Annotated in this window: 21 protein-coding genes; 15 read left to right on the forward strand and 6 right to left on the reverse strand. The window is 69.5% G+C overall.

Annotated features, from left to right (window positions below; all coding sequences use genetic code 11):
* The first annotated feature begins 2 nt into the window (after nt 1-2).
* Nucleotides 3-1322 (forward strand): NtaA/DmoA family FMN-dependent monooxygenase, encoded by a 1320-nt coding sequence (locus ABIC47_RS11270; protein ID WP_018189287.1) that lies wholly within the window; start codon nt 3-5, stop codon nt 1320-1322.
* Between the two features lie 9 nt (nt 1323-1331).
* Here ABIC47_RS11270 and ABIC47_RS11275 read toward each other — a convergent pair whose 3' ends face one another.
* Nucleotides 1332-1886, reverse strand: a complete 555-nt coding sequence (locus ABIC47_RS11275; RefSeq protein WP_029042880.1) for a CGNR zinc finger domain-containing protein — start codon at nt 1884-1886, stop codon at nt 1332-1334.
* 69 nt (nt 1887-1955) lie between these two features.
* Here ABIC47_RS11275 and ABIC47_RS11280 point away from each other — a divergent pair, with 69 nt between their 5' ends.
* The 3 genes from ABIC47_RS11280 to ABIC47_RS11290 are packed head-to-tail and all read left to right on the forward strand — an operon-like array spanning nt 1956 to nt 3831.
* The gene (locus ABIC47_RS11280; protein ID WP_354480442.1) at nt 1956-2954 is read left to right on the forward strand and encodes an EamA family transporter; all 999 of its coding nucleotides are present in this window, start codon (nt 1956-1958) and stop codon (nt 2952-2954) included.
* A 39-nt stretch (nt 2955-2993) separates the two neighbouring features.
* Entirely contained in the window at nt 2994-3269 is a 276-nt protein-coding gene (locus ABIC47_RS11285) for a hypothetical protein (RefSeq protein WP_354480445.1), read from the forward strand.
* A gap of 31 nt (nt 3270-3300) precedes the next feature.
* Entirely contained in the window at nt 3301-3831 is a 531-nt protein-coding gene (locus ABIC47_RS11290) for a hypothetical protein (RefSeq protein WP_354480447.1), read from the forward strand.
* 15 nt (nt 3832-3846) lie between these two features.
* On the opposite strand, the gene ABIC47_RS11295 is transcribed toward ABIC47_RS11290, so the two are convergent.
* Nucleotides 3847-5394, reverse strand: a complete 1548-nt coding sequence (locus ABIC47_RS11295) for a hypothetical protein (RefSeq protein WP_354480449.1) — start codon at nt 5392-5394, stop codon at nt 3847-3849.
* A gap of 170 nt (nt 5395-5564) precedes the next feature.
* Here ABIC47_RS11295 and ABIC47_RS11300 point away from each other — a divergent pair, with 170 nt between their 5' ends.
* Nucleotides 5565-5819: a DUF3072 domain-containing protein gene (locus tag ABIC47_RS11300; protein WP_354480451.1), complete on the forward strand. Its 255-nt coding sequence runs from the start codon at nt 5565-5567 to the stop codon at nt 5817-5819.
* Between the two features lie 21 nt (nt 5820-5840).
* Here the strand turns inward: ABIC47_RS11300 and ABIC47_RS11305 are convergent, their stop codons facing one another.
* Nucleotides 5841-7211, reverse strand: a complete 1371-nt coding sequence (locus tag ABIC47_RS11305) for a GH1 family beta-glucosidase (RefSeq protein ID WP_354480454.1) — start codon at nt 7209-7211, stop codon at nt 5841-5843.
* Between the two features lie 181 nt (nt 7212-7392).
* Between ABIC47_RS11305 and ABIC47_RS11310 the strand changes: the two genes are divergently transcribed.
* On the forward strand, nt 7393-8022 hold the full coding sequence (locus tag ABIC47_RS11310; RefSeq protein ID WP_231918962.1) for a putative glycolipid-binding domain-containing protein: 630 nt from the start codon (nt 7393-7395) through the stop codon (nt 8020-8022).
* 78 nt (nt 8023-8100) lie between these two features.
* Here the strand turns inward: ABIC47_RS11310 and ABIC47_RS11315 are convergent, their stop codons facing one another.
* The gene (locus ABIC47_RS11315; RefSeq protein ID WP_354480457.1) at nt 8101-10692 is read right to left on the reverse strand and encodes a right-handed parallel beta-helix repeat-containing protein; all 2592 of its coding nucleotides are present in this window, start codon (nt 10690-10692) and stop codon (nt 8101-8103) included.
* Between the two features lie 164 nt (nt 10693-10856).
* Nucleotides 10857-11843 carry an aldo/keto reductase gene (locus tag ABIC47_RS11320; protein WP_354480459.1) on the reverse strand — a complete coding sequence of 329 codons (987 nt, stop codon included), beginning with the start codon at nt 11841-11843 and terminating at the stop codon, nt 10857-10859.
* 133 nt (nt 11844-11976) lie between these two features.
* Between ABIC47_RS11320 and ABIC47_RS11325 the strand changes: the two genes are divergently transcribed.
* From ABIC47_RS11325 to ABIC47_RS11365, 9 genes are all read left to right on the forward strand, one after another.
* The gene (locus ABIC47_RS11325; protein WP_354480462.1) at nt 11977-12993 is read left to right on the forward strand and encodes a zinc-dependent alcohol dehydrogenase; all 1017 of its coding nucleotides are present in this window, start codon (nt 11977-11979) and stop codon (nt 12991-12993) included.
* Nucleotides 12990-13751 (forward strand): SDR family oxidoreductase, encoded by a 762-nt coding sequence (locus tag ABIC47_RS11330; protein ID WP_354480464.1) that lies wholly within the window; start codon nt 12990-12992, stop codon nt 13749-13751. The genes ABIC47_RS11325 and ABIC47_RS11330 overlap by 4 nt, the downstream gene beginning before the upstream one ends.
* Complete coding sequence (gene eda, locus ABIC47_RS11335; RefSeq protein WP_354480466.1) at nt 13748-14353, forward strand: bifunctional 4-hydroxy-2-oxoglutarate aldolase/2-dehydro-3-deoxy-phosphogluconate aldolase; 606 nt, start codon at nt 13748-13750, stop codon at nt 14351-14353. Before ABIC47_RS11330 ends, eda begins: the two co-directional genes overlap by 4 nt.
* Nucleotides 14354-14463: 110 nt before the next feature.
* Complete coding sequence (locus ABIC47_RS11340; protein WP_018189309.1) at nt 14464-15837, forward strand: ABC transporter substrate-binding protein; 1374 nt, start codon at nt 14464-14466, stop codon at nt 15835-15837.
* A gap of 1 nt (nt 15838) precedes the next feature.
* Nucleotides 15839-16780 (forward strand): carbohydrate ABC transporter permease, encoded by a 942-nt coding sequence (locus ABIC47_RS11345; RefSeq protein ID WP_354480469.1) that lies wholly within the window; start codon nt 15839-15841, stop codon nt 16778-16780.
* Nucleotides 16781-16782: 2 nt separating this feature from the next.
* Nucleotides 16783-17685 (forward strand): carbohydrate ABC transporter permease, encoded by a 903-nt coding sequence (locus ABIC47_RS11350; RefSeq protein WP_029042879.1) that lies wholly within the window; start codon nt 16783-16785, stop codon nt 17683-17685.
* Nucleotides 17686-17713: 28 nt separating this feature from the next.
* Entirely contained in the window at nt 17714-18892 is a 1179-nt protein-coding gene (locus ABIC47_RS11355; RefSeq protein ID WP_089879922.1) for a mandelate racemase/muconate lactonizing enzyme family protein, read from the forward strand.
* On the forward strand, nt 18889-19227 hold the full coding sequence (locus tag ABIC47_RS11360) for an L-rhamnose mutarotase (RefSeq protein WP_018189313.1): 339 nt from the start codon (nt 18889-18891) through the stop codon (nt 19225-19227). Before ABIC47_RS11355 ends, ABIC47_RS11360 begins: the two co-directional genes overlap by 4 nt.
* Nucleotides 19224-20057, forward strand: a complete 834-nt coding sequence (locus ABIC47_RS11365) for an amidohydrolase family protein (RefSeq protein WP_354480474.1) — start codon at nt 19224-19226, stop codon at nt 20055-20057. Before ABIC47_RS11360 ends, ABIC47_RS11365 begins: the two co-directional genes overlap by 4 nt.
* A gap of 18 nt (nt 20058-20075) precedes the next feature.
* Here the strand turns inward: ABIC47_RS11365 and ABIC47_RS11370 are convergent, their stop codons facing one another.
* Nucleotides 20076-21071 carry a LacI family DNA-binding transcriptional regulator gene (locus ABIC47_RS11370; protein WP_020075972.1) on the reverse strand — a complete coding sequence of 332 codons (996 nt, stop codon included), beginning with the start codon at nt 21069-21071 and terminating at the stop codon, nt 20076-20078.
* Between the last annotated feature and the right edge of the window lie 137 nt (nt 21072-21208).

A 21208-nucleotide genomic window follows, 5' to 3' on the forward strand; every position in this document is an offset into this window, starting at 1 on the left:
GCATGGCACGACTGCAGCATTTCGGCTGGTTCTTCAGCCGCGGCTTCGGGCCCCAGGGCTGGGGCCGGCCGTATTGGGAGTGGGACTACCGCTGGACGCGACCCGACCTGTACCAGCAGTCGGCGCGCGAACTCGAGCAGGCCGGACTCGATCTGGTCATCATCGAGGACGCCCTGTCGATCGGCTTCCCGGAGACCGTCGACTTGCGGGTGCGTGAGGCGTACGGCGGCCCGAAGCACGACCCGCTCATCCTCTCGCCCTATCTGCTGGATGCGACGCAGCACCTGGGTGTCGCTCCGACGATCAACGCCGGCGCCTACCCTCCGTACGTCGCCGCCCGCCAGTTCGCGAGCCTGCACCACCTGAGCGGTCACCGGCTCGGGGTCAACGTGGTCACCGACGTCGGCAGCGCGCGGCACCTCGGGCTCCCGGCGCTCTCGCACGACGCGGCCTATGACCGCGCGGAGGAGTGGCTCACCGTGATCCGGCGGCTGTGGCACAGCTGGGATGACGACGCGCTCATCGAGGATGCCGCGACGCGCCACTTCGCCGACGGCTCGAAGATCCGGCCGTTCGAACACGAGGGCGAGTACTTCCGGGTGGCCGGGCCGCTCAACGCCGTGCCGTTCACCGAGGGCGACCCGGCGATCGTCTCGCCGGGCGGCTCGCCGCGCGGCATCGCGTTCGCTGGGACGCACTCCGACGTGCAGCTCGCCCTCGCCCCGCTGGACGCGCAGAGCATCCGCGACTACCGGGCCAAGGTGCGTGAGGCGGCGGTGGCGGCCGGGCGCGACCCCGACTCCATCAAGGTGCTGTTCGTCTTCAAGCCGGAGGTCGTGCCGAGCGACGAGGAGGCGCGGAGGGTCGTCGAGGCGTCGAAGCATCCCACTGACGCGGAGCTGTACCGGGAGCTCGCCGGCCAGTCGAGCGACCTGGAGACCGATCTGACGCAGCTGTCGCTCGACGAGCCGTTCGACGTCTCGGTGTTCGGCGACCACGTGTCGCAGGGCAGCATCAAGGGGCTGTTCGGCAAACAGGGCATCCGCGACGGTGTCACGCTGCGCGACCTGGTCGCACCGAAGGTCGTCAAGGGACGCATCGCCGACCGCGAAGGGTTCGTCGGAACGGCCGAGCAGATCGCCGACTTCATCGAAGAACTGGGGGAGGAGGCGTCGAACGACGGCTTCATCTTCTCCGGCGACCTGCACCCGGTGACGCTGCACCGCAACCTGGACGAGCTCGTCCCGGTGCTGCGGCGGCGCGGGATCCTGCGGCGCGAGTTCGGCGACGGCGGCATCCGCGGCAACCTGTCCGACTTCTGAGCCGGTCGGCTACGCGTCCTGCTCCTTGCGGGCGCGGAAGGCGACCATGTTCATCCGGTTGCCGCAGCGCACGCTGCAGAAGCGCTTGGAACCGTTGCGGGAGAGGTCGAGCAGGAGGCCGGTGCAGTCGTCGGCCGCGCAGACGCGCAGGCGGCCGGTCTCGTCGGAACGGATCACATCCACCAGGGCCAGCGCGATCTCGACACGGATGCGCTCGGCGAGCGGCGCATCCTGGGCCGTGGCGTGCAGGTGCCAGTCGAACCCGTCGTGGCGCATCAGGTACGGCAGGGCGTGCGCCTCTGCCAGCATGGCATTGACCTCGACGGCCGCCTCGTCGCGGTCGAGCGTCCAGGTGCGGCGGATGCGGTCGCGCGTCTCGTGGACGGCCCGCAGTTCGGCTTCGTCGCCGTCGACCCGGCCCGAGTAGCGGTTCTCGGTGAGCAGCGCGACCAACTGCTCCGGGGTCGCGAGCTCGTCCTCGCCGCTGCGCGAGGCGTCGGGCACCGTGTTGCCGAGCAGGACGGCGAACTCCAGAGCATCCTCTGTGTCAGGGGCAAAATGCAAGTTGACTCCTTACTCGTTACGAGCGTACCGTCAGGACCATCATCGCTGACGACCCTGACAGGTGACCCTATGACGCATCGGCATCCGACTTCTCTCGGCCTGCTCATCGCCGTGCTCTCTGCGGCCACGTTCGGGATGTCGGGCGCCTTCATCAAACCGCTGCTCGAGAGCGGCTGGTCGCCCGTCGCCGCCGTGACCGCGCGGGCTCTGATCGGCGGGGTCGTGCTGCTGCCGTTCGCGCTGATCGCGGTGCGCGGCCGTTGGGCTGCCGTCTGGCGGGGCCGCTGGCGGCTGCTCGGGATGGCGCTCGTCGGCGTCGCCGGCACCCAGGTGCTGTACTTCGCGGCCATCCAGCGCATCCCCGTGAGCACGGGCATCCTCGTCGAGTACCTCGCGCCCGTCCTGCTTGTCGTCGCCGTATGGATGCGTACCCGTCGCGCTCCGCGGGTCGTCGTCCTGGCCGGCTCTGTGCTGGCGATCGGCGGACTCGTGCTGGTCGTCTCGCCCGGCGGGTCCGGCGCGCTCGACCCGCTCGGGCTCGTGCTGGCGGTGCTCGCCATGGGCGGATGCGCGGCCTTCTACGTCATCGCCGCGAGACCGAGCGACGGACTCCCGCCCGTCGCCCTGGCCTCCGGCGGACTCCTGATCGGGGCGATCGCCCTCGGCGCCGTCGGCGCGACGGGCGTGCTGCCGGTCACGGTGAGCTTCGCCGACGTGCCGCTGTTCGGCCAGTCGGTGGCGTGGTGGGTGCCGCTCGCCGTTGTCGGGGTGTTCGCCACGGCCGTCGCCTACGCTGCGAGCATCACCGCGACGGAGCTGCTCGGTTCTCGACTCGCGTCGTTCACCGGTCTGCTGGAGGTCGTCGCGGCGACCCTGTACGCCTGGCTGCTGCTGGGGGAGCAGCTCGGGTTGCTCCAGCTGCTGGGCGGCCTGCTCATCCTCGGCGGGATCGCGCTGGTGCGCGCGGATCGCTCCGACCCGGCCGACGGCGTCGCACCCGACGACACAGGCTCGCCTGAGGAGTCCGCGCCGCTCGGTTCCGCGATCCCGGGGAGCAAACCGCGCTGACCCCTTGCCGCGGCTCTCGTACGCGCCGATGGTGGGGACATGGATGCGACGAGCCGCGATGAGGACCGGCGGGGGCACGACGAGGACAAGTCGACGATCGACGTGCGCCTGACCGGCGTGCGCGACCCGCGGGACCCGGACGGCCTGCTGACGGTCGAGCAGGACGCCGACCGTCCCGACCCGTCGCGGTTCGGGATCCCCGAGACGGACACGCTCGAGCGGGAGCAGGCGTACGTTGCCCGGCTGCGCGCGGGCGGGTCGTCGGACGACCTGCCGCAGGTCCCGCCGAAGCGCGGCGTGACCGGCCGGGGCTGAGCCGCCGCCCGGCAGCGGCGAGAATGGGGTGATGGCCCTCCCCGCGACCGAGCGCATCGTCCCCGTCCCGGTCACCCGCATCGAGCTGGAGGCCGCCGTCGCCTTCGGAACCCTCCGCCGCGCGTTCGAAGCGGAGGTGCCCCCGCTCGACGTCGCGCAGCTGCGCGACCTCCTCGCGGACGATGCGGACTGGCGCCGGCTCACCCGCGAGACGGCCGGACCCGGCATCCATCGGTTCGTGCGGTTCTGGACCGACCACCCGACGGCGGTGATGCGCGTGGGCGGCGCCGACATCCCGAGCGCGGTGTACCTCATCGGCGACTACGCCACGGCCGCGCGGATGTTCCGGCATGATCCCGGCACACTGCTGTACACCCCGATCCGGGTCGAACTGCACGCTGCGCGTGGCGGCGGCACGGTGCTGAGCGTCGATCAGCCGAGCAGTCGGCTGGCGAGCTTCGGAAACAACAAGGTCACCCAAGCAGGCTTCGAACTCGATCGGATGCTCGGCGACCTGCTCGAGGAGCTCGGCCTGCCCCGGCCCAGCGTGCTGCGCCGCTGAGCCGGGGCGGGATCGTCAGCTCCCGGGGATGCTGGCGATCGGCAGCGTCATGACCGTGAGATCCTTCTGGATCTCGGGATCGTTCAGATGCTGCGTGAACAGCCTCTTCAGCTGGTCCTGGTCGACCGTGGGAAGAGGCGTGCCACGCAGGTCCTCCACGATCGATCGATACCGCTCCGCCATCCGGGTGAGGGTCGCGTAGCAGTTCTCATTCAGCCAATCGACGGACTGACCGGCGTAGAACGCGCCGTCCCGACCGCTGACAAAGCAGTACGGTTGCTCGCGCGGGAGGAACGGGAACCGGTTGGATTCAACGGCGGCGGCATCGGCGGCGAACATGTCCCAGCCGCCGGTCGATCCCTCGGCGTTCGCCCAGGGCCAGGTCGCGTCGTCCCCCTCGGGGAACAGGGTCGCCCAGTTGCTGTCGCTGCCCAGGCGGCCGTCCTGCGAGGAGGTTCCGTAGACCACGGACCCGATCGTGGCGGAGGACAGAGGGAACACCTGATCCGTGATCTTCGTGACCATCTCGGGATCGGCGATCGCCTTCGTGATGGCGGCGGCGAACCCGTCCGTGCTCTGCGCGATGAACGCCTCGCGGTCCGCGGCGAGCTTGGCCTGGAGTGCCGCGTGGGCGTGCCACTTCTGCGTTGCCGCCTTGGCCACGACTTCCGCTCCGGAGCGCGGATCGGCCACCTCGGCCGCGAGCGCTGCCCGGTCGACCGCGGCATCCACGAGTCCCAGGTTGAACACCTCGGTCGCCTGCCAGGCCGCGAACATGTCTCCTGCGGCCGCGGACATGGATGTGGTGAGCTCGTCGATGTGGTCCGGCAGCCACTCCTGGAACCGCTTGTCGCGGATGCCCTTCATGTAGTCGAGCTGAATCGGCGAGGTGTCCCGGAACGCGGCGATGAACGCGCCGATCAGGGCGCCGATCAGCACGATCACGATGGCGACGACCGGGCTTGCGAAGGACACCACGAAGCCGGCCGAGTTGGCCAGAAGAGCAACCACGTTCTGGGCGATGTCGATGTCGTCGCCGCTTGTGATGGCGTTCGCCAGCCCGAGGGCCTCGGCGAGAACGGGAACCTGTCCGGCGAAGATCTCGGCCTTCTGGAGCTTCGAGAGGTCGGAGTCGAAGGCGCCCGTGACGTCGAAGATCCACCGCAGCGCCTCGACGCCGTCGAGAGCCTCGAGACCCTTGAGGTCGCGGAACTTGGCGGTGTGGGCGAACTCGTTCAGTTCGGCCCGTGTGGCGGGAAGGGCGGTGAACACGTTGCCGTCCTTCGCGCCGGCCCCGGCGAGGTCGGAGAAGTCCCCGCCCTTCTCGACCAGTGCGGCGAACTTCTTCCGCCCGAGGTCCAGGAGTTCGGGGGCGCTCAGCGCGGCCAGGGCTTTCCCGCTGGTGTCGACCGTCCCGATGTCCAGCATCCTGCTCAGTTCGGCTGTGACGCGACTCGTCTCCGGACCGGCCCAGGCCGGTTCGGCGCCCGTCGTGCCGGGGATCAGCGCGATGGCCACCGCGGCCACAGCCAGCTGGGCGGTCAGCCTGCGAATTCTTCTCATGTCGTCTCCCATCGGCCGGGCGTTCTGCTCGGCGGTGCTACTGATGAAGACGAAGTGGTATACCCCCTTCTGACGCGTGGCCCGGCGGGTCGGGTCTATGAGCCTCTCAATGCATGTCGCTCTGCGGCCGGCCCCTCACGATGTCGGTGCGGCGGCGTACTGTCTGCCGCATGAGCGACACCAGCGGCACCACGAACGGCTCCGGCGACGATGTGCTCGGCGCCCGCGGCGACGACAGCAACCCCGCGAGCAAGGACCCGTCGGAGTGGGTCACCGGCGACGAGCCGATGACCGCATCCCAGCGCAGCTACCTCGACACCCTCGCCCGCGAGGCCGGTGAGGAGCTCCCCGCCGACCTCACGAAGGCGCAGGCATCGGAGCACATCGACCGGCTCCAGCAGAAGACCGGGCGCGGTCAGGGCTGACGCCGGCCGGGTCTCTGCTCGTCAGCTGCGCAGGAAGTCGGCTACCCAGCGGGCACTCCGCTTCGGCGTCCGCTTCTGGGTCGTGTAGTCGACGTGGACGATCCCGAAGCGGCGGGAAAAGCCCCAGGCCCACTCCCAGTTGTCGATCAGCGACCAGATGAAGTAGCCGCGGAGCGGCAGGCCCTGGGCCACCGCATCCCGGGCCGCCTCGAAGTGCGCCTGCAGGTAGTCGACGCGCTCCGGGTCCTCGACGGCTCCTTCCGAGTCGACCCGGTCGGGATACGCGGCGCCGTTCTCCGTGATGTACAGCGGGAGGTCGGGTGCAAGGTCGTGTGCCATGCGGAGCACATCCACCATCCCGTCAGGATGTATCTCCCAGCCCATCTGGGTGACGGGCGCGCCCGTCCTCACGAAGCGGACGTGCTCACTGCCCGGGTAGGCGCTGGCGGGACTGCCGGTCGCGGGCGTCGAGCCGGAGGCAACGGTGTGGCGGCTGTAGTAGTTGACGCCGAGGAAGTCGATCGGCGCCGAGATGCGGCGGAGGTCGTCGTCGGTGGCGTTCTCGGCGAACCACGCCGTCTCGCCGAGGTCGTCCAGCACGTCGGCCGGGTAGGCGCCGCGCAGCACGGGTTCGAGGAAGAGGCGATTGCTGAGCCCGTCGATCCGGCGCGCGGCGTCCGCATCCCCGTCGGTGTCGCCGGCCGGCTGCACCGAGTAGAGGTTGAGCGTCGTGCCGACTCGGGACGTGGAGTCGCTCGCGCGCAGCGCTTCGAGTGCGTGTCCGTGCCCGAGGAGGAGGTGGTGCGCAGCGTGCGCCGCCCGCGAGCCGACCGTGTGTCCCGGCGCGTGATACCCGCTCGCGTACCCGAGGAAGGCCGAGCACCACGGTTCGTTGAGCGTGATCCAGTGCGAGACGAGGTCGCCGAGCTGGTCGGCGACGTGCGCGGCGTAGTCGGCGAAGCGGAGTGCAGTGTCGCGCTGCAGCCAGCCCCCGCGGTCCTCGAGAGCCTGGGGAAGATCCCAGTGGTACAACGTCGCCCACGGCGTCACGCCACGCTGCAGCAGCGACTCCGCGAGGCGGCGGTAGAAGTCGACGCCCGCTCGGTTCGGCGCTCCGGTGCCGTCGGGCTGGATGCGCGGCCAGGCGATCGAGAAGCGGTACGCGTCGAGACCGAGGTCGCCCATCAGCGTGACGTCCTCCGCCGAGCGATGGTAGTGGTCGTCTGCCGCATCCCCCGTACTGCCGTCGGCGATGGCGCCGGGTCGCCGGGCGAAGGTGTCCCAGATGCTCTCGCCCCGACCGTCCTCCCGGGTCGCCCCCTCGATCTGGTAAGAGGCCGTTGCGGTTCCGACGACGAAATCGTCGGGAAGGTCGCTCCTGCGCATGGTCATTGCTCCTTCGCGGGGGCGAGCCAGTCGCCGTCGCCGTTCTCGTCGGCCCCTCCTCAGGAGGGTATCCGCTGAAGCGGAACGACGATGACGACGGCGAGAGAGGCCGGGCGCACACCTCTCCACACCGACCGCGCGCTGGGATATGGTTCGGCCACGGCGGTCTTGGGCGGAGGCGAGCAGCATGCGTGGAGCTGTACGGCACGTGGAGTGGGTGGGCGACGAGGACCCGCAACGACTGGAGGCCGCGGTGCTGACCCTCGCGCCGGACAGGCTCGACGCCCTCGGCACCTCGCGGACCACCGACTACGTCACCAGCTGGGCGCTGGAGACCGGGCCGGACTGGGTGACCTCGCGGCTCTCGGTGTCGGTCGCCGGCCGCGGGTTCACGCGCTGGCTCGTGCTGACGCGCAGCACCCACGGCACCTGGGCGACCGAGACGTACGCCCACGGCGACGTGCGCTACCACGGCGAACCGATGCCCGATCCGGGCGCGGCACACCCGGAAGCCCTGGAGGACGCACTCGACTGCGACCTCGCGCTCTGTCCGGTCACCAACACGATGCCGATCCTGCGCCTGCGTGCCCGAGAGGGGCTGGCGGAGACCGAGCTCACGATGGCGTGGGTCGACCTGCCGTCGCTCGCGGTCATCCCGAGCCGGCAGGCGTACAGCGCCGCGAAACCGTACGACCCGGCTTCCGGTCACAGCGTGGTGCGGTACCGCAGTGTGGGCGAAACGTTCATGGCCGATCTCACCGTGGATGAGGACGGCATCGTGATCGACTATCCGCGGCTAGCCCGGCGCATCCTCTGAACACCCACGACCGCACACGGAATCGGCGCCGCCAGCAGTCGTGACCGCTGACGGCGCCGAGACCTCGGGCCAACCGCGCTACGGTGTCGCCGTGATCGACAGTCCGTCGAACTGGTTGATCGCCGACTGCGTCACGTCGTGCGACGTCGAGAAGATCCCGGCGTCCTGCGTCGCCGCCGCAGAGGCGAGGGTGACCGGCGAACCGATCGGCACGTAGTTGACGCCGTCGTACGAGTACGACGCCGTGTAGGACGTGCCGGTGCGGGCGAGCTGCACCCAGATCGGCCGGAAGACGTCGACCGACGCCTTCGCCTCCGTGTCGAGGTAGCCGTCGCCGTTGGCATCCCACTCGAACACCACGCCGTTGCGTGCCGTCACCGCGACGACCGCGTAGCCGGCCGACGAACCGGCCTTCGTGATGTCGTTGCGGACCATCACGCCCGACTTCGCCGAGGCGTTCGCGTCGTTCACCGATACGACCCGTGCCGACACCGCGGAGTTCGCGGTGAACGACCCGGCCTTGTAGATCGCCCCGAACTGGTCGGAGTGCTGACCGCCCGCGCCCCACACGTCCGCTCCGGCTGCGGCGATCCCGTAGGCGTCACCGGCCTGTCCGAAGTAGGAGCTGACCGCGGAGGAGCCGGCCGTCGACAGGCCCGTGACGGGCGCATCCACCGGGCAGCCGGCGAACCCGAACTGGTTGGCGTTGAGCGACGTCCGGTACTGCGGCGCCACACCGGCCGCGCAGATCACGTCACGGGCGCCGGCGGGCCAGTTGGCACCGGAGACCTTGACGTTGTTGACCAGCGTGTTGTTGTGGGCCGCGGCGTTCGGGGCCGAGATTCCTCCGGAGTTGTACCAGTTGTTCTGGATGGTGTTGTCGCTGGTGTTGTTCCTCAGGCTGTAGGCGTTCGTGAAGACGAAGGAGCCGCCCTGGACCACGTTGTTCTCGTACGTCATGTACCGCGACCCCTCATCGAGGTAGAGGCCGACGCCCGAGATGTTGAACAGGTAGTTCTTGTCGACGACCGATCCGGGGCTGGCGGACAGGTTGTAGACCGAGCCGCCGTCGGCGAAACGCGCCTTCGTGTTGTGCACGAGGTTGCCCTCGACCCGGTTGTCCTTCAGGGTCGTCGGCGTCGTGTACAGCGTGTTCCACTTGTAGTAACCGCGGTCGACGTAGTCGTTCGATCCGCCCGCGTCGTTGATGCCCCAGCCGTAGCCGGTGTCGATCCCGTCGTACGGAACGTTGGAGACCTCGTTGTGCAGGATCTGCGCCCGCGTCACGTAGGTGCTCAGGATCCCGCTGTTGTCCTTGTAGTCCACCGACACCCGGTCGATCGTGTTGTCCTGGATGCGGATGTCCTGGTTGACCATGCGCGGATCGCTCGGGTGGTGCGCGTCCGGGAGGACGCCTCCGACCGCGATGCCGTGTCCGCTGTCTTCCATGAACCGGTTGCCGACGACGTCGATGCTGCTTGCGCCGTATCCGACCCCGTTCGCCATGGCGTTGGTGTCGTTGCCGATGCCGAGGGCCGACGACCCGAGGTTCGTGAACGTGTTGCCGGTGAACGAGACGCGGCTCGCCGCCGACACCTGCACGGCCGCGGGCTCCTGGTACCAGCTCGTGCGGGCGCGCTCGAACATCTCGCAGCCGCGGGAGCAGCTGGTGAACGCGTCGGCGGGCCGGTAGTCGTAGGAGCCCTTGATGAAGAGGCCGTTCTGCTGGTCGGCGTAGCCGTCGGTCGACGGGCCGAGCCACGACGTGCCCGAGAACTGGATGCCCTCGAACGAGAGACCGCTCACCGGCTTGTCGTAGGTGCCGCCGATGCTGATCAGCGACTGCAGCCGCGGCAGCTCGATGTCGAGCTTGTTCGGGTCGACCCCGTCGGCCGGCTTGTAGTACAGCTTTCCGCCGCGTGGGTCGATGTACCACTGGTTGGTCTGCGTCAGGAAGGCGAGCGAGTTGTCGAGGTACCAGCTCGGCCCGGCCAGGAAGGAGTTCTGGACGGTGTCCCAGCCCCAGGTGTTGTTGTCCCAGGCAGGCTGCGCCATCGTGATCTGCGTCGGGCTGATGCTCTGGACCGGCGAGTATCGGTTGGTGAAGTCGCCGAGCGACTCGAACTCGATGCGGCTCTGGTCGGGGAGCCCGGCGAGGTACGCGAGTGCCGGGTTCTTGATCGTCAGCCCGGTGGCGGTGGGCGTCACGTCGGCGTTGGCCAGGCGGATGGATGCGCGTGGAGCGATCACGCCGTCGACGTAGAGCTGGCGGGTGTCGAGCCCCGCCGGGGTGTCGGCGACCCAGATCCCGACGCCGGCGTCCGACTTCGTCCAGCCGGAGACGTCGGACGCCCCGCTGATGACCGGGTGCGCACCGGGTGCGGCAGCCCAGTGGACCGTGTTCGTGCCTCCGCCGTCGTCGGCGTCGAAGGTGAGCGGCTTGTCGATGCGGTACGTGCCGTCGGCCAGCTGCACGGTGACGTCACCGTGTTTGACCGATGGCCGCAGCACGTGCTGGGCGCGCTCGAGGGAGCACGGCTGCGACTGGGAGCAGTGCCCGGCGTTCTTGCCGTCGGGCGCAGCGTAGAAGATGGTCGCCGGCGCGGCCTGCGCCTTGAGCGGGATCAGCGCGGAGGCGATGACGGCTGCGGCTCCGAGGACCGCAAGCACTGCGGGTCGCCCTCGTCTCCTGGCCATCGATCGTCGCGAGTCTGACGTCAATGTCATGTTCGATCGCTTCCTGTCATGGAGGGCGTCGGTGCCCCCAGAACAGGGTTAGCATACGTATGATGTTTACTGCAAGAGACGTATGATGTTTGCGTGATCCGTCGCGATCACGATGGGTCGGGGGCCAGGCCCGCCGCATCCAGCTCCTCCCAGAGGGCCTCCGGGATGTCCGCCCGGTAGCGATCGACGGTGCTGCGCACATGGTCTTCCGTGCGCATCCCCGTCACGACGGACACGACGGCGCGATGCCGCAGCGGGTACTGGATGGCGGCTGCGGGAAGGCTGACGCCGTGGTCGCGGCAGATCTCCGCGATCCTCCGTGCGCGCTCGATCACTTCGGCCGGCGCCGATGCGTAGTCGAAATGCGCGGCCGGATCGATCGTCTCGGAGCTCAGCAGCCCCGAATTGTAGACGGCCGCCGCGACGACGCCGACGCCGCGTTCCGCCGCGATCGGCAGAAGGTCGTCGAGCGCCGACGGGTCGAGCAGGGTGAAGCGGCCGGCCACCATGACGATATCGACGTCGGTGCGACGGACGAACTCCGCCAGCATCGCGGACTGGTTCATGCCGGCGCCGATGGCCCCCACCACACCCTGCTCGCGCAGCTCCACCAGCGCGTCGACGCCGGTGGTGGATGCGACCTCCCAGTGGTCGTCCGGGTCGTGCAGGTAGGCGATGTCGAGCCGATCGATGCCGAGTCGGGCGAGCGACTGCTCCACCGAGCGGAGGATGCCGTCGCGGCTGAAGTCCCAGACCCTGCGCGTGCTCGCTGGAACGACGAAGCCGTCGTCGTCGAGGCGGTCGGCGCTCTCCGGACTGTCGACGAGCAGCCGGCCGACCTTGGAGGAGAGCGCGAAGCGGTCGCGCGGCGTCTCGCCGAGGGCGCGACCGAGGCGGCGCTCGGAGAGGCCCAGCCCGTAGTGCGGCGCGGTGTCGAAGTACCGGAGGCCCTCCTCCCAGGCGGAGTTCACTGCGCCCTGAGCCTCCTCGTCGGTGGTCTCGCGGAAGAGGTTGCCGAGCTGGGCGGCGCCGAAGCCGAGTTCCGTCAGGTCGGTCCCGGTGCGGAGGGTGCGGGTGGGCAGTGTCGGTGTCATCGCAGGGCCTTCTTCGTCGGAGGAGCAGAATCGCTTCCTTTCAGCATACGTATTATGTTTGGATCATTCGAGACGAGGACGTCACGCCAGGTCCGTTCGGGACGGGCGAGGGACGAGGAAGGAGCGGCCGGCGATGTTGGCGGCGAACTACGCAGGCGAGCGCACGATCACGATCGAGGAGCGGGAGGCGGCGGAGCTGCGACCCGGCGAGGTGCGGATCGCCGTCGCCTACGCGGGGATCTGCGGCACCGATCTGCACATCTACCACGGCGACATGGATGCGCGGGTCACGCTGCCGGCGACGATCGGCCACGAGATGTCCGGCACGATCTCCGCGATCGGTCCGGACGTCGAGGGATGGGCGGTCGGCGACGCCGTCACGGTCATGCCGCTGGCGTGGGACGGCACGTGTCCCGCCTGCCGTGCGGGCAACGAGCACATCTGCCAGAACCTCGACTTCATCGGCATCGACAGCCCCGGCGCCCTGCAGCAGAGCTGGAACGTCCCTGCCTCCACGCTCGTCCGCCTGCCGGACGGGGTGTCGCTGAGGGATGCGGCGCTGGTCGAGCCGGTCGCGGTCGCCGTTCACGACGTGCGCCGCTCGGAACTGGCGCCCGGCGACCGGGCCGTCGTGATCGGCGCAGGTCCCATCGGCGTGCTCATCGCCACCGTCGCGACCGCCTTCGGCGCCGAGGTCGTGATCGCCGAGATCGATCGCGGCCGCCGGGCCGCTGCGGAGGAGATGGGCCTGCGGACCCTCGACCCGAGTGCGGTGGACCAGGTCGCGTGGGTCGAGGAGTGGACCGGGGGAGCCGGCGCGGACGTGGTGTTCGAGGTCTCCGGCTCGGCGGCGGCCGTGCTCGGCGCGACGTCGCTGGCGAAGGTCCGCGGCACGCTCGTCGTCGTCGCCATCCACTCCCAGCCGCGGCCGATCGATCTGCACCGGGTGTTCTGGCGCGAGCTCCTCATCCTCGGAGCGCGCGTGTACCAGCGGCAGGACTTCGAGCGGGCAGTGGAGCTCGTCGCGGGAGGTGACATCCCCGCCGACCGGTTGATCACACGGGTGGTTCCGCTCGCCGAGACGGCGTCGGCGCTCGAGGCCCTCGAGGCCGGCGGGGCGATGAAGATCCTCGTGGAGGTCGGCCGATGAGCGGCTTCGACCTCTCCGGCCGGCTGGCGGTCGTCACCGGGGCGAAGCGCGGCATCGGCTTCGCGATCGCGGAGGCGCTCGCCGCGGCCGGCGCCGACATCGTCGGCGTCTCCGCGACGCTCGACCCCGAGGGCTCCGCGATCGGCGACCGGGTGCGGTCGCTCGGACGGAGCTTCGAGGGGCACCGCGTCGACTTCGCCGACCGCGCCCAGGTGAGCGCGTTCGCCGCGGAGCTCGCCGCCCGCGACCGTCACGCCGACATCCTCGTGAACAACGCCGGGACCATCCGGCGGGCCCCGGCGGCCGAGCATCCGCTGGAGTGGTTCGACGAGGTTCTGGAGGTGGACCTGACGAGCGGGTTCGTGCTCAGCCAGGCGCTGGGCGGCCGGATGCTGGAAGCGGGCGGCGGCCGGGTCGTCTTCACCGCATCCCTGCTGTCCTTTCAGGGCGGCATCAACGTTCCGGGGTACGCGGCCGCGAAATCCGGCGTGGCCGGGCTCGTCCGCGCCCTCTCGAACGAGTGGGCCGGGAGGGGCGTGACCGTGAACGGCATCGCTCCCGGGTACATCGCGACGGACAACACCCACGCGCTGCAGGACGACCCCGATCGCTCGCGGTCGATCCTCGAGCGCATCCCGGCCGGTCGATGGGGGACGCCGGAGGACATCGGGGGAGCGGCCGTGTTCCTCGCCTCCGACGCCGCCCGCTACGTCTCCGGCGCGATCCTGCCCGTCGACGGCGGATGGCTCGGGCGATGACGGGGTTCGAACCGATCCTCCCGGTCGTCGTGATCGACGATGCGCGAGATGCTGAGGCCCTGGGCCGCGCGCTCCTCGCCGGCGGCATCCACCAGGCCGAGATCACGCTGCGGACGCCGGCTGCTCTGAGTGCGCTGCGCGCTCTGGCCGGGATGCCGGGGTTGCGCGTCGGCGTGGGAACCGTCCTGGAGCCCGAGCAGGCGGAGGCCGCGATCGACGCCGGCGCGACATTCGTGGTGAGCCCGGGCCTCTCCGAGTCCGTCCTCGCGGTGTGCGAGCGGCGCGGAGTGCAGGCCGTTCCCGGCGCGGTGACGGCGACCGAGGTGATGCGCGCCCGGTCGCTGGGCCTGCGGACCCTGAAGTTCTTCCCTGCCGAATCCTCGGGCGGACCTGCCGCTCTATCGGCGCTGTCGTCCGTGTTCCCGGACCTGGCGTTCGTCCCGACCGGCGGGATCGACGCGTCTCGAGCCGCAGACTATCTCGCGCTGCCGTCCGTGATCGCGGTCGGGGGCAGTTGGATGGTGCCGCGTGCCGCCATCGCGGCCGGCGATTTCACAGGCGTCGAGGCGCTATGCCGGACGGCGGTCGAGGCGGCACGATGACCGGCCGCGTTAGTCGCGTCAGCCGCTTGGCAAACATCATACGTATGCCCTATAGTCAAGATCACGCCTCCTCGGAGTCGTCAACGAAGTCGACAAGACAAGGACATCTCATGGTCGGAATCCACACTGTGGTGCGTTCACGCCGTAGGCCGGCGCTGACCGTCGCCGCACTTGGCGCCGCGACGGCGCTCCTGGCTCTCACCGGTTGCAGTACCGGCGGGAGCTCGGCGAACGGGTCGTACGGCTTTCCCGAAGCCAAGCAGGACACCTCCTCGACGATCACCGTCTGGGTGGACGCGGACCGTCAGGCCGCGGCGAAGGCATTCGAGAAGGCGAACCCGGACACCAAGATCAAGGTCGTCACCTACGACGGGTCGGCCAACGGCTCCAACTCCTTCAGGACGAAGATGCAGCTCTTCGACCGTGCCGGCAGCGGCTGGCCGGACGTGGTCTTCTCCAGCCAGAACAACGACGCCGCCTGGGCGAGCCAGAAGAGCAACGGCAAGCAGGCCTTCGCCGCCGTGCTCGACAAGGGCCTCGTCCCCAAGGACACCCTCGACAACTTCACCGAGGGCGCCCTCAACCCGTGCACCGTCAACGGGCAGGTGTACTGCCTCCGCAACGACCTCGCCCAAGCCGTGCTCTGGTACGACAAGACCCTGATGGACAAGTTCGGCTACGCCGTCCCCACCACCTGGGAGGAGTACCAGGCGCTCGGCGAGAAGGTCGCGGCCGAGCACCCCGGTTACATCATCGGCACCGCCGGTGACGCCTGGACACCCGAGGTGTTCATGTGGGGCAGCAAGTGCCAGGCCAACGACATCACCGGCCCGAAGTCGGTGACCGTCAAGACCGACAGCACCGAGTGCAAGCGCGCCGCCACCCTGCTCGACACGCTCCGCGAGAACAAGACGGTCCCGGCCGTCAGCGTCTTCACTCCGGAGTTCGTCAAGAGCTACGCGGGCAAGGTGCTGATGATGCCCGGCCCTGCCTGGTACGCCGGCGCCATCTTCAACAACCCGCAGTCGCTCAACGTGCCGGCGGGCGAGCTCGGCGTCGCGGCCCCGCTGCCCTGGAAGGGCGAGGACAAGGCCGTGACAGGCAACGTCGGCGGCGGCACCTGGTTCATCTCCAGCCACTCCAAGAACCTGAAGGCCGCCGAGAAGTTCGCGCAGTTCGTGACGACCTCCGACGACTACCAGGTGGATGTCGCCCCCGGCTACCCGGCGTATGCGCCGGCGGCCAAGAAGTGGATCGAGAAGCAGGAGGCCAGCAAGTACTACGCCACCTCCCTCGAGCCGGTCGCGACCGCCGCCTCCCAGGTGTGGGACGGCTGGGGCTACGGCGTCTTCAGCCAGGAGGCCGTCTGGGCCAAGACGATGACCCCGGCCATCACGGGCGGGAAGTCGATCGAGAGCCTGCTGCCCACCTGGCAGGAGGCCATCGCGAACCAGGCCAAGGTCGACGGATACAAGGTGAACTGACATGACCCTCGCTCCACCGAGCGACCAGCTGGCCGCCGGCGCCCCAGAGCACCGGCGGTCAGCCCGGCGGAGCAGCCGGGCACCAGGACGCACGCCCATCGGCTACGTCTTCGTCTCGCTCTACGCCCTGCTCGCCATCGCCTTCGGCATCCTGCCCGCCCTGTACGCGGTCCTGCTCGCCTTCACCCGGGCGGACGGCGGGTTCGCCGGAATCGACAACTTCATCACGGTCGTCACCGACTTCCGGTTCTGGCCGGCCGTGCTGCACGTGACGATCTACCTCGTCATCTGGCTGATCGGCCTCGTGATCTTCGTCGTGCTGCTGGCGCTCGTCGTCCACGCCCTGCGCGTGCGGTGGGCGAGCACCGGCCTGCGGTTCATCTACTACCTGCCGGGCGCGCTCGCCGGCGCCTCCAGCGTCCTGCTCTGGCTGTTCGTGCTCGACCCGACGGCAAGCCCGGTCAGCGGACTGCTCCGGCTCATGGGGATGAACAGCTTCGTACAGGTCATCCAGCCGGGCAACCTGCCGGCCATCTTCGCGATCATCGCGTTCTGGACGGGCGCGGGCGGCTGGATCGTGATCATGTACGGCGCGCTCAACAACATCAGCACCGACGTGATCGAGGCGGCGCGCATCGACGGGGCCAATGCCGTGCAGATCGCCCTCCGCATCCAATTGCCGATGCTCCGCAAGTGGATCGCGTACATGGGGGTGATGTCGCTGGCGGCCGGCACGCAGCTGTTCGTCGAGCCCCAGCTGCTCAGCCAGGCGAGCAACGCTGTCGTCCCCAACGACTACTCGCTCAACCAGCTCGCCTACCAGTACGCGTTCCAGCAGAACGACTTCAACGGCGCCGCCGCGATCTCGCTCCTGCTGCTGATCGTCGCGCTCCTGCTGTCCTGGGTGTTCGTCACCCGCGGCGGCCTGTTCGAGAAGGAATGACCATGACCGCACTCACCGCAGAGCGCCGCCGCGCCAGTCTGCGCGGCTGGAGCGGACGCTCCATCGCGGGCGTCATCCTCGTCGTCTTCGTGCTGTTCTTCGCCATCCCGATCGTCTGGCTGCTGTTCGCGGTGACCAAGTCGTCCAAGGCGCTGATCGTCGCCAACCCGTTCTCGGTCGGGTCGTGGTCGGACTTCGTCGCCAACTGGAACCAGCTGTTCGGCTTCCAGGACGGCGCGGTGACGCTGTGGATCGGCAACTCGGCGCTGTACTCGATCGGCGCGCTGATCATCACGCTGATCGTGAGCATCCCGGCCGGCTACGCGCTGGCGCTGACCGAGTTCCGGCTCCGCAAGGCGCTGCTCGTGCTCACCCTGGTGGTCATGCTCATCCCGAGCACGGCGCTGGTGCTGCCGATCTTCCTGGAGCTCAACAGCGTCGGCCTGATCGGGAGCCCGCTGTCGGTGATCCTGCCGATGTCGTTCTTCCCGTTCGGCGTCTACCTGACGTACATCTACTTCTCGACGAGCATCCCGCGCGACCTGCTCGCGGCCGCACGGATCGACGGTTGCACCGAGTTCCAGGTGTTCACCCGGGTCGCGCTGCCGCTGGCGGCTCCGATCGTCGCACTGGTGGCGTTCTTCAGCTTCGTGCAGAACTGGAACAACTTCTTCCTGCCGTTCGTGATGCTGCCCTCGAGCGACGGCTACCCGATCCAGGTCGGGCTGACCTCGCTGCTCTCGGCGACGCCGGCCTTCAATCCCAGTTCGGCGGGCTCCGACTCGGTCCAGCTGCCGACCCTGGCGCTGGCGACCATCGTGTCGATCCTGCCCGTCCTCATCGTCTTCCTGTTCTCGCAGCGGTTCCTCGTCTCGGGGATGACCGCGGGAGGGACCAAGGAATGAGCACGTCAGCACCGAAGGAGAACCACCGATGAAGATCACGGGCTATCGCAGTCTGAGCACCGTCCACGACTGGGGCCGGGTCACCGGCGACGTCAACGGCGTGCAGACCGGCAACACGACGCCCGTCCCCGTCCTGATCATCGAGACCGACAGCGGCATCGAAGGGGTCGGGGTCGGCGCACATGCCGACATCGCCCGGGTGTTCCCAGCGGTCGAGGGGGAGGACCCGCGCTCGGTCGTCGCCCTCTACGACCGGATGCTCGACTGGGTGTTCAAGGCCGGTCACTCCGGAACCACGTTCGGCACGATCGGCGCCATCGACATGGCGCTCTGGGATCTCAAGGCGAAGGCGGCGGAGGAGCCGCTCTGGCGGATGCTCGGTGCGCGCGAGCGGTTCGTGCCCGGGTACGCATCCGGGCTCGAGTACGGCCTGACCGACGACGAACTGTCCGACCTCTACGGGCGGTTCGCCGACCGCGGGTTCAAGGCGGGCAAGCTCAAGGGCGGGCGCGACCTCGACCGCGACCTCCCGCGTCTGGAGCTGCTGCGCGACATCCTCAGCCGCAACTCGCGGCATCCCGCGCTCATGTTCGACGTCAACGAGTCGTGGAACCACGCGCAGGCCGCACGGTACATCGGCGCCATCGAGGAACGCCTCGACCTCACCTGGATCGAGGAGCCCCTGCGCCGATGGGATGCGGCGGGCATGGCCTCGCTGCGCGGCAAGATCCGCGCGGCCGTGGCGAGCGGCGAGAACCTGACCGGACTGGAGCAGTACCGGCCGCTGCTCGACAGCGGAGCGGTGGACATCGTGCAGGTCGGCAATGTCTGGGGCATCACGCACCTGCTCCGTGTCGCGACCCTCGCCCACGGGCACGACCTGCCGGTGAGCCCGGTCACCTACAACACCAATCCGGCCGCCCATGCAGCCGCCGCCATCCCCAACCTGCTGACGCACGAGGTGCAGGACCTCTCCTTCCCGATCGGACTGGATGTCGACCAGGAGTTCGACGACGGCGGCATCGTCCTCGGCGACCGGCCGGGAATCGGCATCATCGTGGACGAGGCCAAGCTGACCGGCGAGGGCGGGACTCCCGCACCTCCCGCCACCGGTCCGCACATCCGCCCCGAGCGCGCGGCGCTGCGACTCGTCGCCGAGCCCGACGTGATCGACGACCCGACCGTGCCGCTGAGGCCGGTCTCGTGAGCGGCGAACCGCAGCGGTTCGCGTTCGTCGTCGGCGTCCGGCCCGAGAAGCGCGAGGAGTACCTCGAACTCCATCGCGCCGTGTGGCCGGGCGTCGAGGCGAAGATGACCGAGTGCAACATCCGCAACTACAGCATCTACGTCTTCGGCGACATCCTGTTCGCCCACTACGAGTACGTCGGCGACGATCACGCCGCCGACCTGCAGCGGATCGCGGACGACCCGCTGTCGCAGGAGTGGTGGACGCACACGGACCCGTGCCAGGTGCGTATCGCCGAGGAGCGTGACCCGGGCTCCCTCTGGCAGCCGATCGACGAAGTGTGGCGCCAGCGGTGACCGCCCGGATCGACGCTCACGTGCACCTGTGGGACCGCTCCACCGATCCGCAGGACTGGATCGATCCCGTCTCGATGGCGGCGATCGACCGCGACTTCGCCACCGATGATCTGCGCGGGATGCTCGCGGCGACGGGGATGGACCGCGCGGTGCTGGTGCAGGCGAGCAACAGCCTCGAGGAGAGCGTCCGGCTGTCGCGCAGCGACCCGCGGGTGGTGGCGGGGCTGGTCGCCTGGGTCGATCTCGCCGGCGATGTCCGCGCGCAGCTCGACGAGGTGCGCGCCGGATCGGTTCCGGTCGTCGGCGTCCGGCATCTCGCCCACATCGATCCCGACCCCGAGTGGATGCTGCGGGCCGACACCGCCGACGGTCTCGCCGCCCTCGGCCGCGAGGGGCTGGCCTTCGATCTCGTGATCCGCGACTGGCAGCTGGAGCAGGCGGCTCGCGTGGCTGCGCGCAACGACGGCGTCTCGTTCGTGCTCGACCACCTCGGGGGTCCGCTCGCCGACGACGCGGAGGCGTCGCGATGGGAGGCGGGGCTGCGTGCGCTCGCGGCCCTCCCGAACGTCTCGGCCAAGGTCTCCGGGCTCACCTCGGGGCTGGTGCCGGGGGCCTGGACGGCCGCGGACCTCCGCGGGGTCGTCTCGACGGCCCTGGAGGCGTTCGGTCCCGACCGCCTGCTCTACGGCTCGGACTGGCCGCTCGCCGAGCTCGGCGGCGGCGCTCCCGCGTGGCGCGAGGCCTTCGACACGCTGGTCTCGGAGCTCTCGCCGGCGGAGCGGGACGCCCTGCTGGGCGGCAACGCGGAGCGGGTCTACTCCCTCGCCTGAGCCGTCCGCCCGAACGCGTCAGTCGTCCAGGCGCGTCACGGAGGCGCCCGGAATGAGGTGCGCGTCGAGGTATTCGATCGTCGGGGCGGGGCGCTCGTCCGGCGACTCGATGTGGTCGGCGATCAGGCGCGCCGCGTGCTTGGCGATCTTGCGGGTCGGCTGCACGATGACCGTCAGCTTCGGCACGAGCGCCTGGGCGAGCTCCCGACTGTCGAACCCGACGACCGAGATGTCCCGTCCGATGCGCAGCCCGGAATCGTTCACGGCCGTGACGGCGCCCAGGGTGAGCTCGTAGTTCGTGGCGAAGAGCGCGGTGGGCCGCGGCCACAGGGCCAGGAGCTCCTGGGCGGCGCGGTAGCCCGCTTCGATCGTCAGCGGCACCAGACGCTCCAGCGACGGGTCGACCTGAACCCCCTCGGAAGCCAGTGCCCGCTCGAACCCTTCGGTGCGCAGGCGCATCGAGGAGATCACCGGTTCGCCGCCGACGAGCCCGATACGGCGATGGCCGTGGTCGAGGAGGTGCCGGCCGCCGAGCGCTCCGGCCGCCGCATTGTCGATGAAGACACCGTCCGCGGCGACGTCATCGATGTACCAGTCAACCATCACGACCGGAACGCGCGCCGCCGCGGCGCGCAGTGCGGGCACATCGTGCGGCGGGGTGACCGCGACGATTCCATCCACCATCCGGTCCATCAGCAGGTTGACGGGATCTTCGCTCGGGTCGGGGCTGGCGGCCACGATGACGCTGATCCCACGCGGGCGGAGAGCTTCCTCGACACCGGCGATGATCGTCAGGTGGAAGTCGTTGTCGAGCGCCGGCAGCAGCACCCCGACCGTCCGGGACCGGCGGGAGCGCAGCGTCCGGGCGAACTGGTTGGGCCGGAAGTCGAGCTCGCGTGCCGCCGCCTCGATGGCTTCTCGATTGGCCTCGAGAACGTTTCGCCCGTTGTAGTACTTGGAGATCGTTGCGAGCGAGAGTCCCGTTGCCCGCTGGATGTCCTTGTATGTCGTCACATCCCCGTCTTTCCTGGTGTTGCCGCCTACACGCTCCACGGTCGCCGATATCTGGGCGTAGCGTCCGCTCAGCATAATCCAGCGTCAGCGCGGCGTGAATCGTTTCGGCCGAGAGAGACGATGTCCACCCCGCGGCG

This window comes from Leifsonia sp. 563 (assembly GCF_040545055.1).
In the GTDB taxonomy this organism is placed as follows: domain Bacteria; phylum Actinomycetota; class Actinomycetes; order Actinomycetales; family Microbacteriaceae; genus Leifsonia.